The sequence below is a fragment of the Nisaea sp. genome, assembly GCF_039990255.1.
Classification (GTDB): domain Bacteria; phylum Pseudomonadota; class Alphaproteobacteria; order Thalassobaculales; family Thalassobaculaceae; genus Nisaea.
The window spans coordinates 37,650-55,865 of the sequence record NZ_JBDXGG010000019.1 but is presented as its reverse complement, the minus strand read 5'-3'; the positions used below and the strand labels follow the sequence as shown (position 1 = coordinate 55,865).

Sequence of the window (18,216 nt, the reverse complement as noted above, 5' to 3'; positions counted from 1 at the left end):
ACGACACGATCTCTGGTTTGGGCGGCAATGACACGATTTACGGTGGGGCTGGTTCTGACGAGCTGAGCGGCGGGGATGGTGTTGACCGTCTGTTTGGCGAAGACGGTGCGGACAGTCTCTCTGGCGAGGCGGGGAGTGATTATCTTTACGGCGGTACGGGTAATGACAGTCTTGTTGGCGGTGCTGGCGGGGATCTGCTTGCCGGCGATGAGGGTGACGACACTCTGGACGGCGGAACGGAGAATGATGTTCTTCGTGGGGGTCTGGGTAATGACAGTCTCATTGGCGACCTTGGCAACGACACTCTGACAGGAGATGAGGGTGACGACAGCCTTGATGGGGGTGATGGCGTTGACCTTCTCATCGGGGGTACCGGTAACGATACACTTGATGGAGGCGCTGACTTCGACAAGTTGAGCGGCGGTGACGGCGACGATCTTCTGGTTGGTGGCGTCGGTATTGACAGTCTGTCTGGCGGCGACGGAGATGACAGCCTCGATGGCGGTGATGGCAATGACACGCTGAACGGCGGAGCCGGTAACGACACGCTGGATGGCGGCGTTGGCAACGACCATCTCATCGGCTTTGGTGGTGATGACAGCATTACTGGTGGTCTCGGCAATGACAGCCTGTCCGGCAATGACGGTGCTGACACGCTCCTTGGCGGTGCCGGTGCCGATTATATTGCAGGCGGCAATGACGGTGACAGTATCGATGGCGGTGCCGGTGACGACTACGTGCTTGCCGGTGCCGGCAACGACATAGTCGATGGCGGCGCTGGGGCGGAGTATGTGAATGCTGGCTCTGGCGATGATGCTGTCAGCGCTGGTGCGGGTGCTGACACGGTGCTTGGGGGTGTTGGCAACGACACGGTTTATGGCGGCGGTGATGCCGATCTTCTGACGGGCGATGCCGGTGATGATGTTCTGCTTGGTGATGAGGGTAACGACACTCTCTTCGGTCTTGGCGAGAACGATACGCTTGATGGCGGTCTTGGCGACGACAGTCTCGATGGTGGTGCGGGCGACGATGTGTTGTCCGCGGGTTCTGGGAGCGACGTGGTTGTTGGTGGTTCCGGCACGGACGTTGTGTATGTGAGCCATGCCTATGCGGCTGTTGTTGACCAGTCTGTTGGCGCGTCGTGGCTGACGCTGGACTTCGGCAATGGTGACAGTGTCGAGATCCGGAACGATGTCGAGAGCATCGTCTTCACGGATCAAACGTACGGTTATGAGGCGCTGCGGATAGCGATCCTGAATGCCGAGAACGAGCCTCTGATCGGGACCGCGAGCTCGGATACTCTCTATGGCAGCTCCCTTGACGACACGATCTCTGGTTTGGGCGGCAATGACACGATTTACGGTGGGGCTGGTTCTGACGAGCTGAGCGGCGGGGATGGTGTTGACCGTCTGTTTGGCGAAGACGGTGCGGACAGTCTCTATGGCGATGCGGGGAGTGATTATCTGTATGGTGGTTCGGGTAATGACAGTCTTGTTGGCGGCCTTGGCAACGACATCCTGTTGGGGGAAGAAGGTGATGATCTGATCTCCGGCGGAGATGGAATTGATACGATCACCGGCGGTGCGGGTAACGATACACTGGATGGTGGCGACAACTCGGACCTTCTCTCTGGCGATGACGGTAACGATCTTCTGGTGGGCGGCGACGGTGATGATGTCGTTCTCGGCGAAACTGGGTCGGATACGCTTTATGGCGACGGGGGGGCGGACACGCTGTCGGGTGGTGTCGGTGACGATCTCCTGTCGGGTGGCGACGGTGATGATGTTCTCTATGGTGAGGGCGGAGCAGACACGCTTTATGGCGGTCTCGGTGACGACGTGTTCTACGACGACGGCTCTGACGTGATCTATGGCGGTGCCGGTGATGACACGGTCTATACGACGGATGACAGCGATCCGACGCGGTTCGTGGATGTCGAGAATATCGAGATCCTGCGCAACGAGATCACCGGAACCGACGGCGTGGATGTCATTGCTGGAAGCGCGGACGGGGAGATCATTTTCGCAGGTACTGGAAATGACACTGTCACAGCGTTCGGCGGCAGCGATATCGTCTACGGCGGTGATGGGGACGATTTCCTGTTTGGGACGGAAGGCGATAACTCCCTTTATGGAGGCTTCGGGAACGACCAGCTCTTTGGTGGAACCGATGCAGACGCTGTGTATGCGGGCGACGGAAATGATTTCCTGCGCGGCTGGTATGGTGAAGATACTCTATATGCTGGCGACGGCGCGGACACTCTTTGGGGTGATGTCGGCGACGATCTTCTGGTCGGTGAAGGCGACAATGACAGTCTATCCGGCGGAGACGGTAACGACACGCTCCTCGCCGGGGATGGAGATGACGTGCTCTACAGTGGTGTCGGCGATGACATACTTGAGGCGGGGGACGGCAATGACACTCTCTATGGCGAGGCCGGTGACAATCTACTGGTCGGTGGTGCTGGCAACGATACGTTTCATCGGGACTTTGATGATGGTGGAGAAGACACAGTCCTGGGTGGTGACGGAGACGACTGGATGAGTCTCGGGTCTATCCTTGGCGATAGTGTGGAAGTCGTCGCATACGGTGGGGCTGGAAACGACACCTTGTTCGCTGCGGATGTTATGTACGGAGATGCTGGTGATGACAGTCTTCAAGGAACACTTCTGAGCGATATCTTCTATGGCGGTCTTGACGCTGATACCGTTCGTGGATTGGCTGGCGATGACCTTGTTTATGGAGACGACGGGGCAGATTTACTTCAAGGCGAGGAAGGAAACGATATCATCTATGGCGGCGTCGGTGTGGACACGCTGTATGGCGGGTCTGGAAACGACACGCTTGATGGCGGCACCGGTAATGACACGCTGTCTGGTGGCGCTGGTGATGACGTTTTGTATGCCGGGGTGGGAACCGATCTTATAATAGGAGACGCGGGCACGGATGTCGCGCATGTGGGCCAGGCTTACGCATTGGCAGTGACGAAGACGGCGGGAGCATCGTCCCTGACGCTGGGCTTCGGTAATGGTGACAGTGTCGAGATCTGGAACGATGTCGAGAGCATCGCCTTCACCGATCAGACCTTCACATACACAGATCTCGAAACCTCGATCAATGCGGTAGATCCCTTGGTGCTCGACCTTGATGGGGACGGTATTGAGCTAGTTAGTTTGTCTGAAAGCACTGCCTATTTCGATATGGATGTTGACGGCATCACCGAGCGGACTGGCTGGGTTTCCGGAGATGATGCTTTGTTGGCGATGGACCGGAACGGCGATGGTGTGATCAACGATCTCTCCGAGCTGTTCTCCGAAGCCTATGCGCCGGACGAGGCGGTGACCGGCTTCACGGCTCTTGCCACCCTGGACGAGAATGGCGATGCCGTGATCGACAGTGGCGACACGGAATTCGCAGATCTTCTGCTTTGGCAGGACGTTAACGAAAACGGGAAGAGCGAAGAGGGCGAACTTCGCTCTCTCGAAGAAGCGGGGATTGATTCAATCTCTTTGGAGACGGAGGCTGTTGGCGAGCACGTCGACGGGAATACTATAGAAACGGTAGGGTCTTACAGCACCTCTGACGGGGAAGTTGGGGCCGCCGCCGATATTCGTTTCGCTTTCGAAGAAGGAAGTGAGACCGAGGCCTCCCAGATAGGAGGATCCGTCGGTGACGGCCTTGATGTGCCTGCGCCGGCTGTCGTGGATACATCGGAGAATACGACGATAGAGCAGATGGGTGAGTCGGACTCTCAGGAAGAGGCCAGGGCGGAAACGTCTGAACAGGACGGCGGCCTGGTTTCAGATGCTGTAATCTCCACGCCGGATGCGGAGCAGAGCAGGGTCGAGGCACTCATCGATGAAATGTCTGACGAAGTCGTCGCATCGGAAATGGCTGGACAGATGGCTGAGGCCATCACCAATTTTGACGCTGCAGCAATTGATCCGGACAATTCGGAAAGCGAAGTACCAGGCGTTCCCCCGATCGACGATGACGAAGCGGTTGATGTGGACTTGGGGGTTGCAGCTTGAAGCTGAGCGCGGTTTACCAAGACACAGAGCAGTCTCGATCAGATTGATACGGTGTCTACGCTGCCTAGTCTCAGTATCCAATGGCTGTAAGATCTGAAAGCCCTGAATTGAGAAATAGGCATCTAATGTTGAAGGAAATCGCATCGAGAGTGGGGGGCTCTCAGCGAAAATCCGTCGCCAAGTCCAAGAAGGACGATCTGGTGAAACTGCTGACTGGATGGTTCCGGGTTGTGCCTTCAGACACACCAGCCGAACGGGCCGACATGGCAACGAAATGGATGGACCCAATCATGGCTTTTCCAGCCATCGATCCGGACGCGGATGATGAAACGAGCGACGAGGGCGAAGTGCAATTTCTGGAAGCCGCTGAATAGTGACTCCTACCCAACCCGGGCGCGCTGATCCGGCGCCATAACCGACAGACGGCGGCTCCCTTTTGGGGGCCGCTTTTGTTGTTTCTGGGCCTATTCGCCGCCTACCTATATTCGTGAAAAGTTTCGCGCTTTTGTCGGCCGGGCCGTTGGCCCGGCCGTCTTATTGTTGTGCGCCCGCTCACGCGGTCGCGGCGCGAGTTTAATGAGAAAAATCGGCCGCTTCGCGACCGATTTTGGCTTTCAATGAAACAGGGTTGCTGTGTTGTCCAGGTTTGCTCAAACCTTGCCCATAAGCACAACCTCAATCGTAGTGGCCATGGTCGCAGATCTGTCCTACTGACGCCTTCGCCACCCTTTGCCGGCAGCATCCGTAAGGCCTCTTTCTATGATTCTCCGTCATTCGCTCCGATTCTCCGAAATTCTCTGACTTTCTCTAAGATTCTCCGACTTTCGGCCTTCTGTTGTGTTCTTTCTCTAAATCTCTCCAAGATTCTCCGAAATTCTCCAACTTCCCGGCTAAAATCCTTTTCTCCTTTGTCTCGTTGGCAGGATAGAGGAGGTGGGCCTACTCGAATAATCGAGTGGCACCTCCTGATGCCGCCCAGGGCGGCACCTGCCCTTATTCGCATGGCGAGCCATGCTCAACGGGAAAGCCATTCTTACTGCGGGATTCACACACCTTGACCGTCTCGGCCAAGCTGATACCGAGTCGTGAGATAACTACTTATACGGGTATATTCGGCTGCGGCGATCCCAATTGGATTCGGCGTGTGGAATGCCCGGACGTTAGCCGCAAGGGCTAACGCCACCAGGTCATCGGCTCGATTAAGCAGGAATAACAGAAGGGAAAGGGGAGGCTGTTCTTTCGACAGTGCCGGCACCCGGTCCAGTTACCGGTCCAGGTCCCTTTCCGAGTGCAGGGATCGCGCACTATGTAACTTCGGCCCTTTCTCCGGTCAGCACCGACCAAGTATTTTTCTCGACCGTCTCACCGTTGCGCCCGGGCACCTTCGTTGCACCTGTTCGCTCTATCCGCACCAACGCGCCAGGCGCGGGGTTTGCCTCGCCTATGGCGCGTTCAAGATCCACGCCCCAAATGGTGTGAGGTTGGCCGCCCGGCTTCTCGACGGTGACGTAGTAGCTTTTCGGTTTCGTCGGATCGTTCTTAAACGGCGCGTGCCCGTGCTCGATAAAGCGCACAAGCTCTCTCCAGCTCAACAAACCTAAACTCGGTCGGCCGTATATGAAGGAGAGGCTACCGCTTCGAGGAATTGCCCTTGTGAGTTGGTGCTCAGTCTGCGATACGCAGAAGTTAGCTAATATTGAAACTCGGGATTTCCATGGGTGCTCGTTCTCGCAATTCACAAGGACGTATCAGCAACTTGATCCGACTGGCGGAAGCAGATGCTGACGCGTTGAAGGAATATGCACGTAAAAATTTTAGCAAAATGTATGAGTATTACGATGCCTCGACGCAGGCATATATCGACGCCGTAGAAAGCGGGCAATCAGTCACTATTGTACCTACTCCATTTCACGTTAATTACAGGGCGCTGACGGTTTACCTGCTCCCGGAGCTTCGTGATAAATTGCAAGAGATCAGTAAAGCTCATGGAACACATATCGGTCGCGAAATCGCCACGGCAGTTACCTTCCTTGTGAGAAATTGAACTATATTGGCAGACGCGGTTAGAGCTGTTTCGCTAGCGGTAGTTAAAATAGGCTTGTGAAATTACTTAATAGTTAAGTAATTTGTAAAAAGTAAATTGGTGCACCTGATTCCGGTGCTCGTCTCGCGAGAGGCAGTTGCGTGACCGAAACACTCGATGATTTTCATTGGTCCAGGGGCCATTCGATGAAGCCCATAAAAACTGAAGAGGCGCGAAGGTACTTCGGGTTGGGGAGAGACGCTTTTAGATCTCTGATTACGGAGTTTCCATTCTACTGCTGCCCGAATCCGGCGTCGGTAAGGAACAAACTGTTCTTTCCCGAAGATCTCAAAGCCCTCGAGGAGGCAATGCGATGGCGCTCAAGGTCATCAAAATCAAGAACTCCAGAAACTACTACCTCCGAGGGAGCGTCAGAGGCGTCTCTGTCTACGAAACTACAGGGACTGACAGAAAGAAAACGGCGGATGAAATCAGGATCCAGCGGGAGAACCAGCTCCTTGCGGAATCAGTCTACGGCAAACGAAACACCGTAACCTTCGCCCAAGGAGCGGCTTCCTACCTTGAGGAAGGAGGAAGTCCGCGATTCCTGGGAAACCTCGACAAGAACACAGCAAAATGGAGCGGCCTCATTGGCCGCTTCGGTGACACGCTCATGTCGGATATTGATCAGAAAGCCCTCGACGAGGCTTCGCGCGAGCTTTTTCCTGATGCATCACCCGACACCCGTAATCGGCAGGCGTATACGCCATTCATTGCTGTCTGGAATCATTGTGTTGTCAACGGCTGGTGCGAGCGGAGAGAGTGGAGAAGGCCTCGTAGATCCAAAGGGACACGGCTCCGATCCGTAAATCGACGTACCGGGTCGTTCCCGGTCCCATATGAGCGTGCGGCGGAGTTCGTTAGAGCGATGTGGCCCTTCGATGCGATCAATATGACGATCCTGTTTTATACAGGGATGCGTCCGATCGAATTGATGACGCTCGAAGATAATCAAGTCCGGCATGATGACAGATGGATTGTGCTGCCGGCATCGAAGACCGGCGAGCCTCGTGGCGTACCAATTGCGGATATGATCGCTCCAATCCTGCGTGCCCTAACCGACACCTTCCAGGGGGTGATCATCAACCGGTTCAACCACGCCCAGGGTCGAATAGAGCCTTATCCAGAGTTCGAGGATGCCGGTGGACAAATGGCCGCTGCAATCCGCGCTGCTCGACGCACCACGGGAATCACAGACATTTCTCCTTACACTGCGCGTCATAGCGTTTCGACTTATCTAGTTGCCGCCGGTGTCCACACGCATATCAAGGCTCAAATCCTGGGGCATGCGGTGACAGAAATGAGTCGGGTTTATACAGAACTGCCGCAAGAATCCCTTATCCAGGCGATAGATAAATTGCCAAAACCACAGCTCTGGCAGGATGCGGAGATAGTGAAAAATCCGTGGAGTGTGCTGGGGGGAGTCGTAAATATGGCGCAATATCAGAGCGTTAAAGCACGTGGCCTTCGCCCTTGGTAAGGGAGAGGTCGAGTGTTCAAATCACTCCGGCAGCACCATCATCCTCAAGTAAATCAATGATGTAGGAAGTTGCGTGCTCAGCCGCACCCGCGTTTGGTGCGATGAGATGCGGTTATTTCCGACTGTAATCCGTGATGTCGTTGGGCGGTCTTGATGGGGCCGATCAACAGCCTTCTGGCAAGGACGTAAATGGAGAAACCGGCTTAACCCGTTCATTTTGAGGGAAGCAGCCAGGAGAAACTATTGATCCTCGCCCGTGGGCATTTTTGCATTAAGCCTATCCGCAGCGAGATGAAGATATCGGCGCGTCGGATATGCTGGGTTTTGGGGCAGCACAGATCTACGCAAAGACATCAGCCAAGTGGCCGAGAAGATGAAGTTCGGCTTGTGGCGGACATGATCAAGCTGGCGAGACAATACCGCAGCTATGGATGCCGCCGTGTTGCGGCGCTGCTGAGACAAGTATGCTGGCCGTTCAGCGATGGTCGTGTTGAATGGTTATGGAAACGCGAGGGGCTGAAAGAGTACCGTCCAAACAACAAAAAAAGGGGGAGGGCTCTGGCTGAACGATGGCTCATGCACCCGCCTAAGGCCCGAGCGCCGAAATCACGTCTGGAGCTACGACTTTGTTGACTGTCGCACCGACGATGGTAAGGCCTTCCGTACATTGAACATCATGGATGAGTTCAGCCGGCTCCGCTCCACTACACCGTTTGACCCGCTTGGTCGGAGAGCCAACAATGCACTAACATTCAAAATTGACCGATCAGGCGAGGCTGCTCAATACTCTGCTTCAACCGTTCAGATACAGTGAGGCCTGATCATAGTTTTCTGGATTTGTTGTGCTTAGAAGATGAGGTTGTAGTGTAAGCGATACTCATCATCTCGGGCTGCTGCGTAGTCGGATGTTATCTGCGCGACTAGTACTTTTACCCAATCAAGTAAGACGCCGCCCTCTTGGGCTGTTAGCGTCTTTTCAGAACTTGCATCAACTTCGAGGTGCTTGTCAGATCATACCCAGAACCATGCGGTTTCTGCTTGGGTGCAGAACACCTGCTATATTGAATAACCCCATACCTAAGGGCATGGTGCATCATTCTCTCTGACACGGTGCAACCGCATTCGATCGATGTCTCAGACCCGCAGCTCACCCCGTTCCAGTACCGTCTTGCCATCGAGTTCCAATGTCGCATCGGTGTAGATCACATCGATATGACACGGGGCTTTCACGTTGCCGCCAATGGCATAGTTACTGCCGATGCCGTGATGGCCGAAGCCGAGCCGGCCGAGATCCTCGAGATTGGTTGCATAGGATCGCGCCTTTGGGTTGAGGCCGACAGCGAACTCGGCGAGGTTATAGGCCGAGCGGTCATTGAATGACGCGAGCGTCGTGTTGAGATAGTCAGCCGCTGCACCGCCCCACGCCTTACTCACCTCGCCGTTTTTCACTTCGATGGTGATCGGCTCCTCGCGCAAGATTCCGAATCCCATGAGTCGGACATTGCCAACAATCACCCCCTCGGTCGAGCCTTCGATCGGCGAGATGTTGAGCTCGCTGTTCGGCAGAGCGCCAAACTCGCCCGGATTGCGGAACAGTCCGGTCTCGTACTGGATCGGTCGCTTTGTCACCTTGCCGGTCAGGTCCGTGCCCGAGGGTGAGGTCATGCGGATCGTATCGGTCTTCTCGAGTACCGCGCCGATCTTCCGAGCCAGCCTGTCCGCCGCCTCGAAATCGGCAAGAATGCCGCCTGCGGCCAGACAGTCCTCCGTCACCTCGCACATGGTGGCGCCCCGGGCGCCGCTCTCCGACGCGGCAATACGCGCGTCCGTATGGGTCATCGACCAGCTGGTCGGCAGGAAAAAGACATCCGCCCGGGCGCAGGCGCCAACCACGGGATCAGGCACCTGGGCGCCGTGTGCGCCGGTCGGCGTGAACATGGTGATTGTCGGCACGCCGCCGACCGCGTATGCCGCCGCCGCCAACACCTCGGCAAGGCGCAGCTTGTTTGTATCGCAGGCAATGACGACATTCTCACCCGGCTTCACGCCGGCGCACTGGGTCATCGCCTTCAGTGCGCCAGGCATCATTTCGATAATGCTGGAAGAGCCTGGAACGTAATGAAAATGCTGAATTGGCCACGACATATCTGATTCCCCCTGTAAGAGCCTGTTCTTGTTTTTTTCTAGAAGAGGCCGCGCGTCGCGCCGCCGTCAACGGCAATCGCCGTCCCCTGGATGTGGCGGGCGGCCGGTGTGCAGAGAAAGGCAACCAGGGCTGCCACATCCTCAGGCTCTCCGAGCCGCCTGATGCCCTCCCGTGCAATGGCGGCGGAACGGACGGCATCGAGATCGCCGCCGCTGTCCTCAGCCTGCGCCTTGAGAAGCTCTTCCATCCGCTCTGTCACGGTCATGCCGGGGTGGACGATATTCACATTGACGTCCTCCTCGATCCCCAGAGCCGCAAGACCCTTTGTGAAGTTCGCCAGCGCCGCATTCACAGCGCCTCCGACAAGAAATCCGGACGGAGGCGTACGGGCGGCACCGCCGCCGATATTCACCACGCTGCCGGAACGCTTTGCCAGTTCCGGCCAGAGCAGGCGTGTCAGACGCACCGCACCATGGAACTTGAGAGCAAAACCGTCGATCCAGTCTGTATCCGGCTGAGAGACGAACCTCCCGCCCCGGGTTGCCCCCGCATTATTCACCAGGATATCGACCCATCCGAAATGCTTGGTCGCGGATGCCGCGGCTTCGGCGCATCCCGCTTCGGTTGCGAGATCGACGGCGGCATAGGCGCTACGCCGCCCAGTTTCCTCTTCGATGCGAGCCGCCGCTTTTGCCAGACGATCACCATCGCGGGCGACCAGGAATGTGTCGGCTCCCTGGCCTGCAAGTTCACGGGCTACGGCAAAGCCAATCCCCTTGCTGGCGCCCGTGACCACAGCAACGCGTTTTCCCAGTTTGCTCATTGGCTTGCCGTCACCCCTCCATCAACATAGACAATCTGTCCGGTCATGTAACTTCCGGCATCCGACACCAGCGAGATGATCGGCCCGGCGACTTCCACCGGGTCGCCTATGCGGCCGAGCGGATTGCGCTCCAGGATAAAATCACGGAACTCCGGCCGATCAAGATGAGGCCGTATCCGGTCCGACTGGATGAAGGTCGGCGCTACGCCGTTCACGGTAATCCCGTGCGGTGCCAGTTCCATCGCATGCTGTTTCAGTAGCATGAGCAGCCCGCCCTTGGTGCTGCAATAGGCCGAGTAGCCCCGTCCCCTGAGGGCAAGTTGCGAGCGGACGGACAGCAGATGCAGGTGGCGCCCGCCGGCCCCGCGCGCGATCTGATGCTTGGCCACCGCCTGGCCGAGAAACATCGCCGATTTCAGGTTTGTTTCGTACATCTCATCGAAGGTCTCTTCAGTCACCTCGAGGAGATTTTCTTCTCTCTGGATACCGACGCAATTCACCAGAATGTCGATGCCGCCGAACGCCTCCACCACATGATCAACCGTTTCACGGATTTCCGGAACCTGCCGCGCGTCCAGACAGTAGGAAACCGCTTCGTGTCCAGCGGTGCGGATTGCCTTCGCAAGGGCATAGCTGCGATCCTCGTTTGGCCCCGCGACCGCAACCCGCGCTCCATGCAACGCCAACCCCCAGCAGATCGCCGCGCCGATCGCGCCATATCCACCTGGCACGAAAGCGGTCTTTCCAGTCAGGTCGAACAGGTTCCCGAGGCGCGCAATGTCCACCTCCGGTGTCAAACTCACAGCGTCAACGGACTCACTCATTTCCGGCTGCCCCGCACTCAGTTATAACCAAAGAGCCAGCGGGAGCCAGCGGCGGAGAGCGTCTTCAGGGAATGTGGAACATCTCGCGGAATGAAGACGAGATCGCCGGGATTCGCGACAAAGGTCTCCTCGCCCACGCTGATCCTGAGCTGCCCCTCGGCGACGGTGACATATTCATCCACCGCATGGACGAAATCGTTCCATTCCTGTCCCATGGGATCAGTCATGAGATGAAAGGAGTAGCCTTCTCCGTCCCAGTGTTTCCGGACCCCCGCCTCATCGACCGGTTCGGGGTAATAGGCTTTCTGAAAGAGTTCCATCGGTTACTCCCTAGTGCAACAATTGACCGAGATAGGATTTTGCTTTCTCAACCTTAACAAGGTCCGCGAAATTTTTCGCGTGGGTCAGCCGGCCATCCTGCACAAAGATAAATTCCTCACAGATCTCCTGCAGTATCTCGAGGTGGAAGCGTTCGTTTGGATGCACGCAGAGAAAAACAAGCCTCTCCTCCCCCCTGAGCTTGCGAAAGAATTCGAGCATGAAACCGATATAGCCGTCCTGCGTGTTGAATTGCGGCTCGTCAAAGAGGTGGACAACCGGGTAGTCCACGCCAGCCGGCTGCATCAGGAAACTTGGCTTGAGCCGCCGGAAATGCCTGACCTGATAGGACTGGTGATAATGGATGGCGAGCCGGTCACGCTCGTCATAGCGCACATCGTGGATGTTCCGTCCGAGGCATCTTACCTGTCCCGCGCTCGGCTGGTTTGAACCGGTGATCAGCTCGAACAAAGTTGTTTTGCCGGACCCGTTCGGCCCCATCAATCCAACGACCTTTGGCTCGTCAATCTCGAAATCGGCCTCAAGCCGGAAAGTCTCGGTCCGGTCGAACAGGCCTTTCCGGTAGATCTTTCTCAGCCCGTCAACTTTCAGAAGTGGTGCGCTCATGCCTCAGATCCCCAGAAGTTTTGCACGCAGGCCTGTGTCGTCGCGAAGCTCGACCGCCGGTCCCTGATGGATGATACGGCCGTGATCCATCACGTAGACCCGATCAGCAACGTCGAGAATGCTCAGCGCGTTCTGCTCGACAACGAGGACCGATATTCCCTCGGACTTGAGGTGGCCAATTGTCTTCATCACATCTTGCACGATCTTCGGCGCCAACCCCTGGGACGGCTCGTCAAACAGAACCAGACCCGGTGCGCCAATCAGCGCCCGCGAGATTGCGACCATCTGCATTTCACCGCCGGATAGATTTTCGCATTCCCGGCCCATCAGGTGCTCAAGGGCTGAAAAGATTCCGTAACACTCGTCCAGGGACCAGGACCGGAAGCGCGTCCGCTTGCGCGCTATCGACAGATTTCGAGCGACCGTCAGGGTTGGAAAGACACGCCGGTCGTCCGGCACCCAACTGATACCGCGCTGGGCGATCTGATGGGTCTGAAGCCGTGTGATGTCCTCGCCATCGAAGGTTATGTCTCCTTGCCGGACAGGCGTGAGCCCGAGGATGGAGCGGATCGTCGTCGTCTTGCCTGCGCCGTTCGGTCCGAGCAAGGCAACGATCTCGCCTTCTCCAACTTCGATGGAAGCACCGAACAGAGCCTGTGTCTCGCCGTAGAAGGTCTCGATATCGTTGATCGCCAGCATCGGCCCCTCCTAGTTCAGGGAGCCGAGCGCCGAGCGCTGGACCCATTTGTTGGCTTGCAGTTCCTCCGGTGTGCCTTCGGCAATAACCTGCCCCCAGTGGATAACCGAGATCCGGTCGGCCAGGCCGAAAAGGAAACGCATGTCGTGTTCGATAACGACGATCGTATATCGGTCCCTGAGACTGCGGACGAGATCGGCCAGCCGCCCTGTCGCCTCGGTCCCGAGACCGGATGTCGGCTCGTCCAGGAAAAGAATTGCCGGATCGGCGGCCAACGCCACACCGATTTCCAGCGCTCGCCGCTCGCCATAGGACAAGGACGCGGCGGGGAAATGCTCTTTGCCGGCAAGCCCTACGCTGGCAAGCACAGCCTCGGCGCGGGCCTCTGCTTCGCTTGCGCCGTCGAAAGCATGCAGGATGTCGAAACGCCGCCGCCGGGTGTCCGGGAGCGCGACCTTGATATTGTCGATGGCGCTGTATTCATCGAACAGATTCATGATCTGGAAAGATCGGGCAATCCCGCCCTGGACGATCTTCTCCGGCGATTGTCCCGTTATGTCCCGTCCGTCGAATGTCACGTTGCCCCGATCCGGCTTGTAGCGGCCAGTCAGGACATTGAAACAGGTCGTCTTTCCTGCCCCGTTAGGCCCCATGATGCCGGCAAGCGTGCCTGCCTCGAAACTCAGGTTGATCTCTTCCAGGACAACCTGGTCGCCAAACCGCTTGTGCAGATTCCTGGCTTCAAAAAGTGCCATTGCTTATCTCCCCGCTTCCGATTGAGCGAGAGCGCCGACCTGGTTGCTGTCCGTCTTCCGGTCCTTGCGCCGTATGACCAGATCCCGCCAGATCCCCGCAATGCCTTCCGGCTTGAACATGACCAGCAGGACGAACATCAGGCCGAACCAGAGCAACCAGCTCTCCGTATAGGCGCCAAGTACATCCCTGGCGACGAAGTAGAGCGCGACGCCAAGGACAGGTCCCCAGAAGCTGACGAAACCGCCGCCAATCAGGGTCATGAGCACGATGATGCCGGACCATTGCAGGCTCATGATGTTGATATACGCACCTTCCTGCGCCATCGCGAAAAGCCCGCCCGCGAGCCCTGCGATCGCACAGGACAGGGTGAAGACGCTCCACTTGAAGAACTTCACGTCATACCCGACAAAGCGGACGCGCATTTCGTTCTGCTTGATGGCGCGTAAAATCCGGCCATAAGGCGAATTCGTCAGACGCCAGAGGAGAATGACGGCAGCAACAAAGAGCGCGAAGGACAAATAAAAGAGCCCGATATTGCTCTTTATGGAGAAGGACGCGACCCCGAGTTCCACCGGCAGGCGGGCGATATTCAGCATGCCGTCCTCACCGCCTGTTACATCCGTCCATTTGCTGGCGATGAAGAAGAAAATCTGGCTGACGGCGATTGTCATCAGGGCGAAATAGATGCCCCGCCGATGCGACAGGAACAGTGCCGCCACTCCGCCGATCAGGCCGGTCACCACAATGGCGGCCAGCAGGCAAAACCAGAGATTTGGCCAGACATTGAACTGTGCCAGTCCGAACGTATAGGCGCCGATGCCAAGAAAGGCACCATGTCCGAAGGATGGCAGGCCTGTATAGCCAAGCAACAGGTTGAAACCGAGAGCGAAGATCATCCAGATCATCACCTCGACCCCGAGATACTGGTAAAGCCCGACAGCTTCGATCCAGAACGGCATGGTTCCGAAGAGGATAAAGGCCACCAGCATTTGAGGAGTTATCCAGGCGGTTGTCTGTTTGCGGTCGTACTCCATACTCTCCCCTTACGCCTCCAGAACACTTGCCTTGCCGGCGATCCCGCGCGCGCGGAACGTCACAACAGCAAGCAGCAGCAGATACATGGACAGCATCGACCAGTCGGTCAGGAAGGCGGCCGTAAAGCCCACGACCAGGCCCACGAGGGTTCCCGCCGAGACAGCGCCCCAGAAACTGCCGACACCGCCGAGCACGATGACAACGAATGCCGGGATCACGGCATCGACACCAACGACAGGTCGGATGCCCCAGATCGGTGCCATGATGATCCCGGCGATTGCCGCGAGTGCGGCACCGAAGGCAAAGACGAAAAGCCGGAGGCGTTTCAGGTTGTAGCCAAGCGCCCGGACCATCTCGCTGTCATGCGCGCCGGCCTTGATCACCGCGCCGTAGGGCGTGCGATTCAGGAACAGCCAGAGCACGCCGATCATGGCGGCGGCGAAGAGCGCCGCGTAGATCCGGTAGTTGGAATAGATCAGGTCGCCGAAGATGAAGCCGCCCGAAATCCCCTTCGGGATCGGCAGATAATATTCGCTGGATCCCCAGATCTCACGGATCACTTCCTCCAGCACGAGCGCGGCGCCGAAGGTGAGCAGCAAGCCATAGAGGGGGTCCGTGCCATAGGTCCGGCGGAGACAAAGCTCCAGTCCCATGCCGATCACGCCGACGATCGCTGGCCCCACGACGAGGGCGATGACGTATCGCGCGACATCCGGGAGAGCGTAATAGGGATCCATGAAAGCGAAAGGCACGCCGCCGTCCGGCGCCATCAGGGCCAGTGCCATATAAGCCCCGAGTGCGAAGAGCGAGCCGTGCGCAAGGTTGATGACCTCCATCACGCCGATAATCAGCATGAATCCGAGACCGAGCAGCGCAAACAGGAGCCCGAGCGCGAGGCCGTTGATGAGATGAGGTATGAGATCGTACATGCAGCTTCCGGGTACCGGCGATGGCCGGTCGTCAGTTCGGAAAATATCCGCGGACATGGCAGCTGATAGGCCGCCACGCCCGCGGGACAGGGATCAGTAAACCGGTCGAGGTTGCGGTTCAGCCCTGATCGTAGTTCGGCGTGTCCGCGTAGGCTTCGAGCCCGCAGGTTGCGTTTGCATCGGCGCGGATTGACACCGGATCGGAGTTGCTCAGGATCTTGAAGTAATCCGTGTCGTCACGCGGATTGCGGTTGCCTTCGGCTAGATAGATCGTCTGCTGCACTTGATGCGAGGTTGGATCGATCACCGCATCATGATGTTGCATCCGGTCCTTGGCACTCATGGTGCGGCCTTCGAGTGCCTTGATGATCTTGATGTTGTCGGTCGAGCCGACCTCCTCGGTCACCCGCAAGAGTTCGCGCATGGCGACATACCCGTTATAGGTCACGTTGCCGGGCATGGTGATCCGCGTGGTTTCGTACCGCGACTGATATCGCTTCACGAAGTCGGCGACGCCCGGGAGGTCCAGATAATGGTACCAGGTCGTGCCGAACACGCCGAACGCAGCATCCGTCCCTAGACCGAAGATATCGGGCCAGTCCTGCTGGTTGTTGATCCAGGCCGGTTTGCCGTCGAGACCCATGTCGCGGACCTGCTGCCGCATGACCTTGAAGTCGTCTCCGCCAACCGCTGCCGCCACCACGTCGGGCTTGGCCTGCTGGATCTTCAACAGAATGCTCGACCAGTCACGGGTTCCGACAGGAACCGCGATCTCGTCCATGACCGTCGCGCCATAACCTGTTGCAACCTTCTTGGTCGCGGCGTTTGTGTTCTGGCCCCAGACATAGTCGTTGTAGATCAGCAGCCAGTTCTTGCCGAAAGCATTGATCGCGTTGTTGGCGGCGGCACGGCTGAAATTCTCGCCATTGCCGTCCCAGACAAACTTAACCCGGTGGCAGTTCTTGCCTGACTCTGTGGGCGAGCTTGAATTGGTATTGAAGTAGATGCAGCCGTATTTTTGGGCCACCTGGCTGATAGCATTGGCGGTTCCGGACTGGATCGCGCCAATGAGGAAATGGGCGTTCTCGCGCGTGATCATGCGTTCGGCAACACGGGTTCCGGTCTGCGGATTGGTTTCCGTGTCCATCCAGACATATTCGATCTTGCGCCCGAGGATGCCGCCGGCTTCGTTTGCTTCATCAATCGCCATGATCGTGCCGCGCTTCTCCGCCTGGCCGGAGTTTGCGAACTGACCGCTGGCATCATGGGTCAGGCCGATCTTGATCGGCTTGTCGGATGCCGCAGCATAGACGCGGTTGTGCTTCCACGGCCCCATGAAAGCCGAGCTGGCACCGATGGCGGCCGCGCCGCCGAGAAAACTCCGGCGTGTGACCTTGCTGAGTGTCGTCCCGTTCGGGATCTTCTTCTCTGTCATTTTTTGTTCCTCCCGTTTGATTTTTATTTTCGCGCTCTTTCTGGGCGCATTTCGTTGCCCCTTTGCGGGACACGATCAGACTAAGGCCCGGACTTTTTTCTAATCGCCGCGCTTTTGGGCGGTGGCTGTCCGGGTATCCTCGTATGCGAAGAGATGACCGACCGTGCGATCGCCAAAGCCTTGATCGCGGGCCTCGTCGTAGCGTGCGGAAACCTGCCCTCCGATACCGGGGTCAAGGTCGGCGCCAACACGCATGCGGCTGTAGTAAGAGAGGTCCTTGGCGGCATTGCGGATCGCGAAATTCAGCCCGTCCATGTCACCATTCAGGATTGAGCCAGCGACCATCTGGAAAATGCCGCTGTTCCCGCCGCCGGCGGATACAAGCTCGAAGAAGCGATCCATCGGCACGCCGCAGGCCCGGCAGGCATGCATCGTTTCCGCGATCATCGCCGCCTGTCCCATAGTGATGTAATTGTTCAGGAGTTTGGCTTTATGCCCGGCGCCGACGGGCCCCATATGAAATATGTTTTCGCAGAAGGCCTCAAGAATCGGGCGCGTGCGAAGAAAATCCTCGTCCGCCGCGCCGACCATCGAGTTGAGCCGGCCTTCGGCTGCTTCCTTCGGGGTTCGCGCAAGCGGTGCATCGACCAGTACGGCGCCTTTACCGGCAAGTTTCTCCGCATTCGCCAATGTGGAATCAGGCTCGCTGGTCGAACAATCGATGACCAACAGCCCCTCTCGCGCCCCGGCGAGAATACCGTCCGTACCAAAGAGGACCTCTTCTACCTGCGGCGTTCCAGTGACGCAGAGCACAACCACATCAGCGTTGGCTGCAAGTGCTTTTGCGCTTTGGGCCTCTTCGGCGCCCAGTGCCTTGAGAGCTTCAATATTGTCGCGTTTGCGGTGACCGAGAACAGAGAGTGAAAACCCTTTACGAACGAGATTCTCCGACATTCCCCGCCCCATCAGGCCGAGACCGACGAAACCAATCTTTCTATCGAGATTTTCCATGACACCCCATAACTAGAATTT

Annotated in this window: 16 protein-coding genes and 1 pseudogene; 5 read left to right on the top strand and 12 right to left on the bottom strand. The window is 57.4% G+C overall.

Going from position 1 to position 18,216, the window contains the following annotated elements; translation table 11 throughout:
* Together ABJ076_RS18925 and ABJ076_RS18920 are read left to right on the top strand one after the other, a co-directional pair.
* The coding region (locus ABJ076_RS18925; protein WP_348513296.1) for a calcium-binding protein at positions 1-4,031 on the top strand (4,031 nt) is incomplete at its 5' end.
* 149 nt (positions 4,032-4,180) lie between these two features.
* A complete protein-coding gene (locus ABJ076_RS18920; RefSeq protein WP_348199483.1) occupies positions 4,181-4,405 on the top strand; it encodes a hypothetical protein in 225 nt (74 codons plus the stop codon).
* A 930-nt stretch (positions 4,406-5,335) separates the two neighbouring features.
* On the opposite strand, the gene ABJ076_RS18915 is transcribed toward ABJ076_RS18920, so the two are convergent.
* The gene (locus tag ABJ076_RS18915) at positions 5,336-5,626 is read right to left on the bottom strand and encodes a hypothetical protein (protein ID WP_348192312.1); all 291 of its coding nucleotides are present in this window, start codon (positions 5,624-5,626) and stop codon (positions 5,336-5,338) included.
* Positions 5,627-5,727: 101 nt separating this feature from the next.
* Here ABJ076_RS18915 and ABJ076_RS18910 point away from each other — a divergent pair, with 101 nt between their 5' ends.
* The 3 genes and pseudogenes from ABJ076_RS18910 to ABJ076_RS18900 all read left to right on the top strand — a co-directional run.
* A complete protein-coding gene (locus ABJ076_RS18910) occupies positions 5,728-6,075 on the top strand; it encodes a hypothetical protein (protein WP_348198789.1) in 348 nt (115 codons plus the stop codon).
* A gap of 352 nt (positions 6,076-6,427) precedes the next feature.
* Positions 6,428-7,594 (top strand): tyrosine-type recombinase/integrase, encoded by a 1,167-nt coding sequence (locus ABJ076_RS18905; protein ID WP_348192318.1) that lies wholly within the window; start codon positions 6,428-6,430, stop codon positions 7,592-7,594.
* Between the two features lie 225 nt (positions 7,595-7,819).
* Positions 7,820-8,288: pseudogene (locus ABJ076_RS18900) on the top strand (IS3 family transposase); the annotation flags it as partial.
* 440 nt (positions 8,289-8,728) lie between these two features.
* On the opposite strand, the gene ABJ076_RS18895 reads toward ABJ076_RS18900, so the two are convergent.
* From ABJ076_RS18895 to ABJ076_RS18845, 11 genes are all read right to left on the bottom strand, one after another.
* A complete protein-coding gene (locus ABJ076_RS18895) occupies positions 8,729-9,739 on the bottom strand; it encodes a hypothetical protein (RefSeq protein ID WP_348192320.1) in 1,011 nt (336 codons plus the stop codon).
* Positions 9,740-9,777: 38 nt separating this feature from the next.
* Entirely contained in the window at positions 9,778-10,563 is a 786-nt protein-coding gene (locus tag ABJ076_RS18890; RefSeq protein ID WP_348192323.1) for an SDR family oxidoreductase, read from the bottom strand.
* Positions 10,560-11,387, bottom strand: a complete 828-nt coding sequence (locus ABJ076_RS18885; RefSeq protein ID WP_348192326.1) for an SDR family oxidoreductase — start codon at positions 11,385-11,387, stop codon at positions 10,560-10,562. Before ABJ076_RS18885 ends, ABJ076_RS18890 begins: the two co-directional genes overlap by 4 nt.
* Positions 11,388-11,404: 17 nt before the next feature.
* Positions 11,405-11,707, bottom strand: coding sequence for a cupin domain-containing protein (locus ABJ076_RS18880; RefSeq protein ID WP_348192329.1), 303 nt, complete (start codon positions 11,705-11,707; stop codon positions 11,405-11,407).
* Between the two features lie 10 nt (positions 11,708-11,717).
* Positions 11,718-12,332, bottom strand: coding sequence for an ATP-binding cassette domain-containing protein (locus tag ABJ076_RS18875; protein WP_348192332.1), 615 nt, complete (start codon positions 12,330-12,332; stop codon positions 11,718-11,720).
* Positions 12,333-12,335: 3 nt separating this feature from the next.
* Positions 12,336-13,031 carry an ABC transporter ATP-binding protein gene (locus tag ABJ076_RS18870; protein ID WP_348192335.1) on the bottom strand — a complete coding sequence of 232 codons (696 nt, stop codon included), beginning with the start codon at positions 13,029-13,031 and terminating at the stop codon, positions 12,336-12,338.
* Between the two features lie 9 nt (positions 13,032-13,040).
* Positions 13,041-13,784 (bottom strand): ABC transporter ATP-binding protein, encoded by a 744-nt coding sequence (locus ABJ076_RS18865; RefSeq protein ID WP_348192338.1) that lies wholly within the window; start codon positions 13,782-13,784, stop codon positions 13,041-13,043.
* Positions 13,785-13,787: 3 nt separating this feature from the next.
* A complete protein-coding gene (locus tag ABJ076_RS18860; protein ID WP_348192341.1) occupies positions 13,788-14,774 on the bottom strand; it encodes a branched-chain amino acid ABC transporter permease in 987 nt (328 codons plus the stop codon).
* A gap of 54 nt (positions 14,775-14,828) precedes the next feature.
* Positions 14,829-15,749, bottom strand: a complete 921-nt coding sequence (locus ABJ076_RS18855; RefSeq protein WP_348192344.1) for a branched-chain amino acid ABC transporter permease — start codon at positions 15,747-15,749, stop codon at positions 14,829-14,831.
* A gap of 118 nt (positions 15,750-15,867) precedes the next feature.
* Positions 15,868-17,184, bottom strand: coding sequence for an ABC transporter substrate-binding protein (locus tag ABJ076_RS18850; protein ID WP_348192347.1), 1,317 nt, complete (start codon positions 17,182-17,184; stop codon positions 15,868-15,870).
* Between the two features lie 99 nt (positions 17,185-17,283).
* The gene (locus ABJ076_RS18845) at positions 17,284-18,195 is read right to left on the bottom strand and encodes an NAD(P)-dependent oxidoreductase (RefSeq protein WP_348192350.1); all 912 of its coding nucleotides are present in this window, start codon (positions 18,193-18,195) and stop codon (positions 17,284-17,286) included.
* Positions 18,196-18,216 lie beyond the last annotated feature (21 nt).

Coding starts and splice junctions, on each gene's coding strand:
- ABJ076_RS18860 (WP_348192341.1), bottom strand. CDS start 14,774: ATGCTGGTGGCCTTTATCCTCTTCGGAACCATGCCGTTCTGGATCGAA.
- ABJ076_RS18890 (WP_348192323.1), bottom strand. CDS start 10,563: ATGAGCAAACTGGGAAAACGCGTTGCTGTGGTCACGGGCGCCAGCAAG.
- ABJ076_RS18895 (WP_348192320.1), bottom strand. CDS start 9,739: ATGTCGTGGCCAATTCAGCATTTTCATTACGTTCCAGGCTCTTCCAGC.
- ABJ076_RS18845 (WP_348192350.1), bottom strand. CDS start 18,195: ATGGAAAATCTCGATAGAAAGATTGGTTTCGTCGGTCTCGGCCTGATG.
- ABJ076_RS18855 (WP_348192344.1), bottom strand. CDS start 15,749: ATGTACGATCTCATACCTCATCTCATCAACGGCCTCGCGCTCGGGCTC.
- ABJ076_RS18880 (WP_348192329.1), bottom strand. CDS start 11,707: ATGGAACTCTTTCAGAAAGCCTATTACCCCGAACCGGTCGATGAGGCG.
- ABJ076_RS18865 (WP_348192338.1), bottom strand. CDS start 13,784: ATGGCACTTTTTGAAGCCAGGAATCTGCACAAGCGGTTTGGCGACCAG.
- ABJ076_RS18885 (WP_348192326.1), bottom strand. CDS start 11,387: ATGAGTGAGTCCGTTGACGCTGTGAGTTTGACACCGGAGGTGGACATT.
- ABJ076_RS18850 (WP_348192347.1), bottom strand. CDS start 17,184: ATGACAGAGAAGAAGATCCCGAACGGGACGACACTCAGCAAGGTCACA.
- ABJ076_RS18870 (WP_348192335.1), bottom strand. CDS start 13,031: ATGCTGGCGATCAACGATATCGAGACCTTCTACGGCGAGACACAGGCT.
- ABJ076_RS18905 (WP_348192318.1), top strand. CDS start 6,428: ATGGCGCTCAAGGTCATCAAAATCAAGAACTCCAGAAACTACTACCTC.
- ABJ076_RS18875 (WP_348192332.1), bottom strand. CDS start 12,332: ATGAGCGCACCACTTCTGAAAGTTGACGGGCTGAGAAAGATCTACCGG.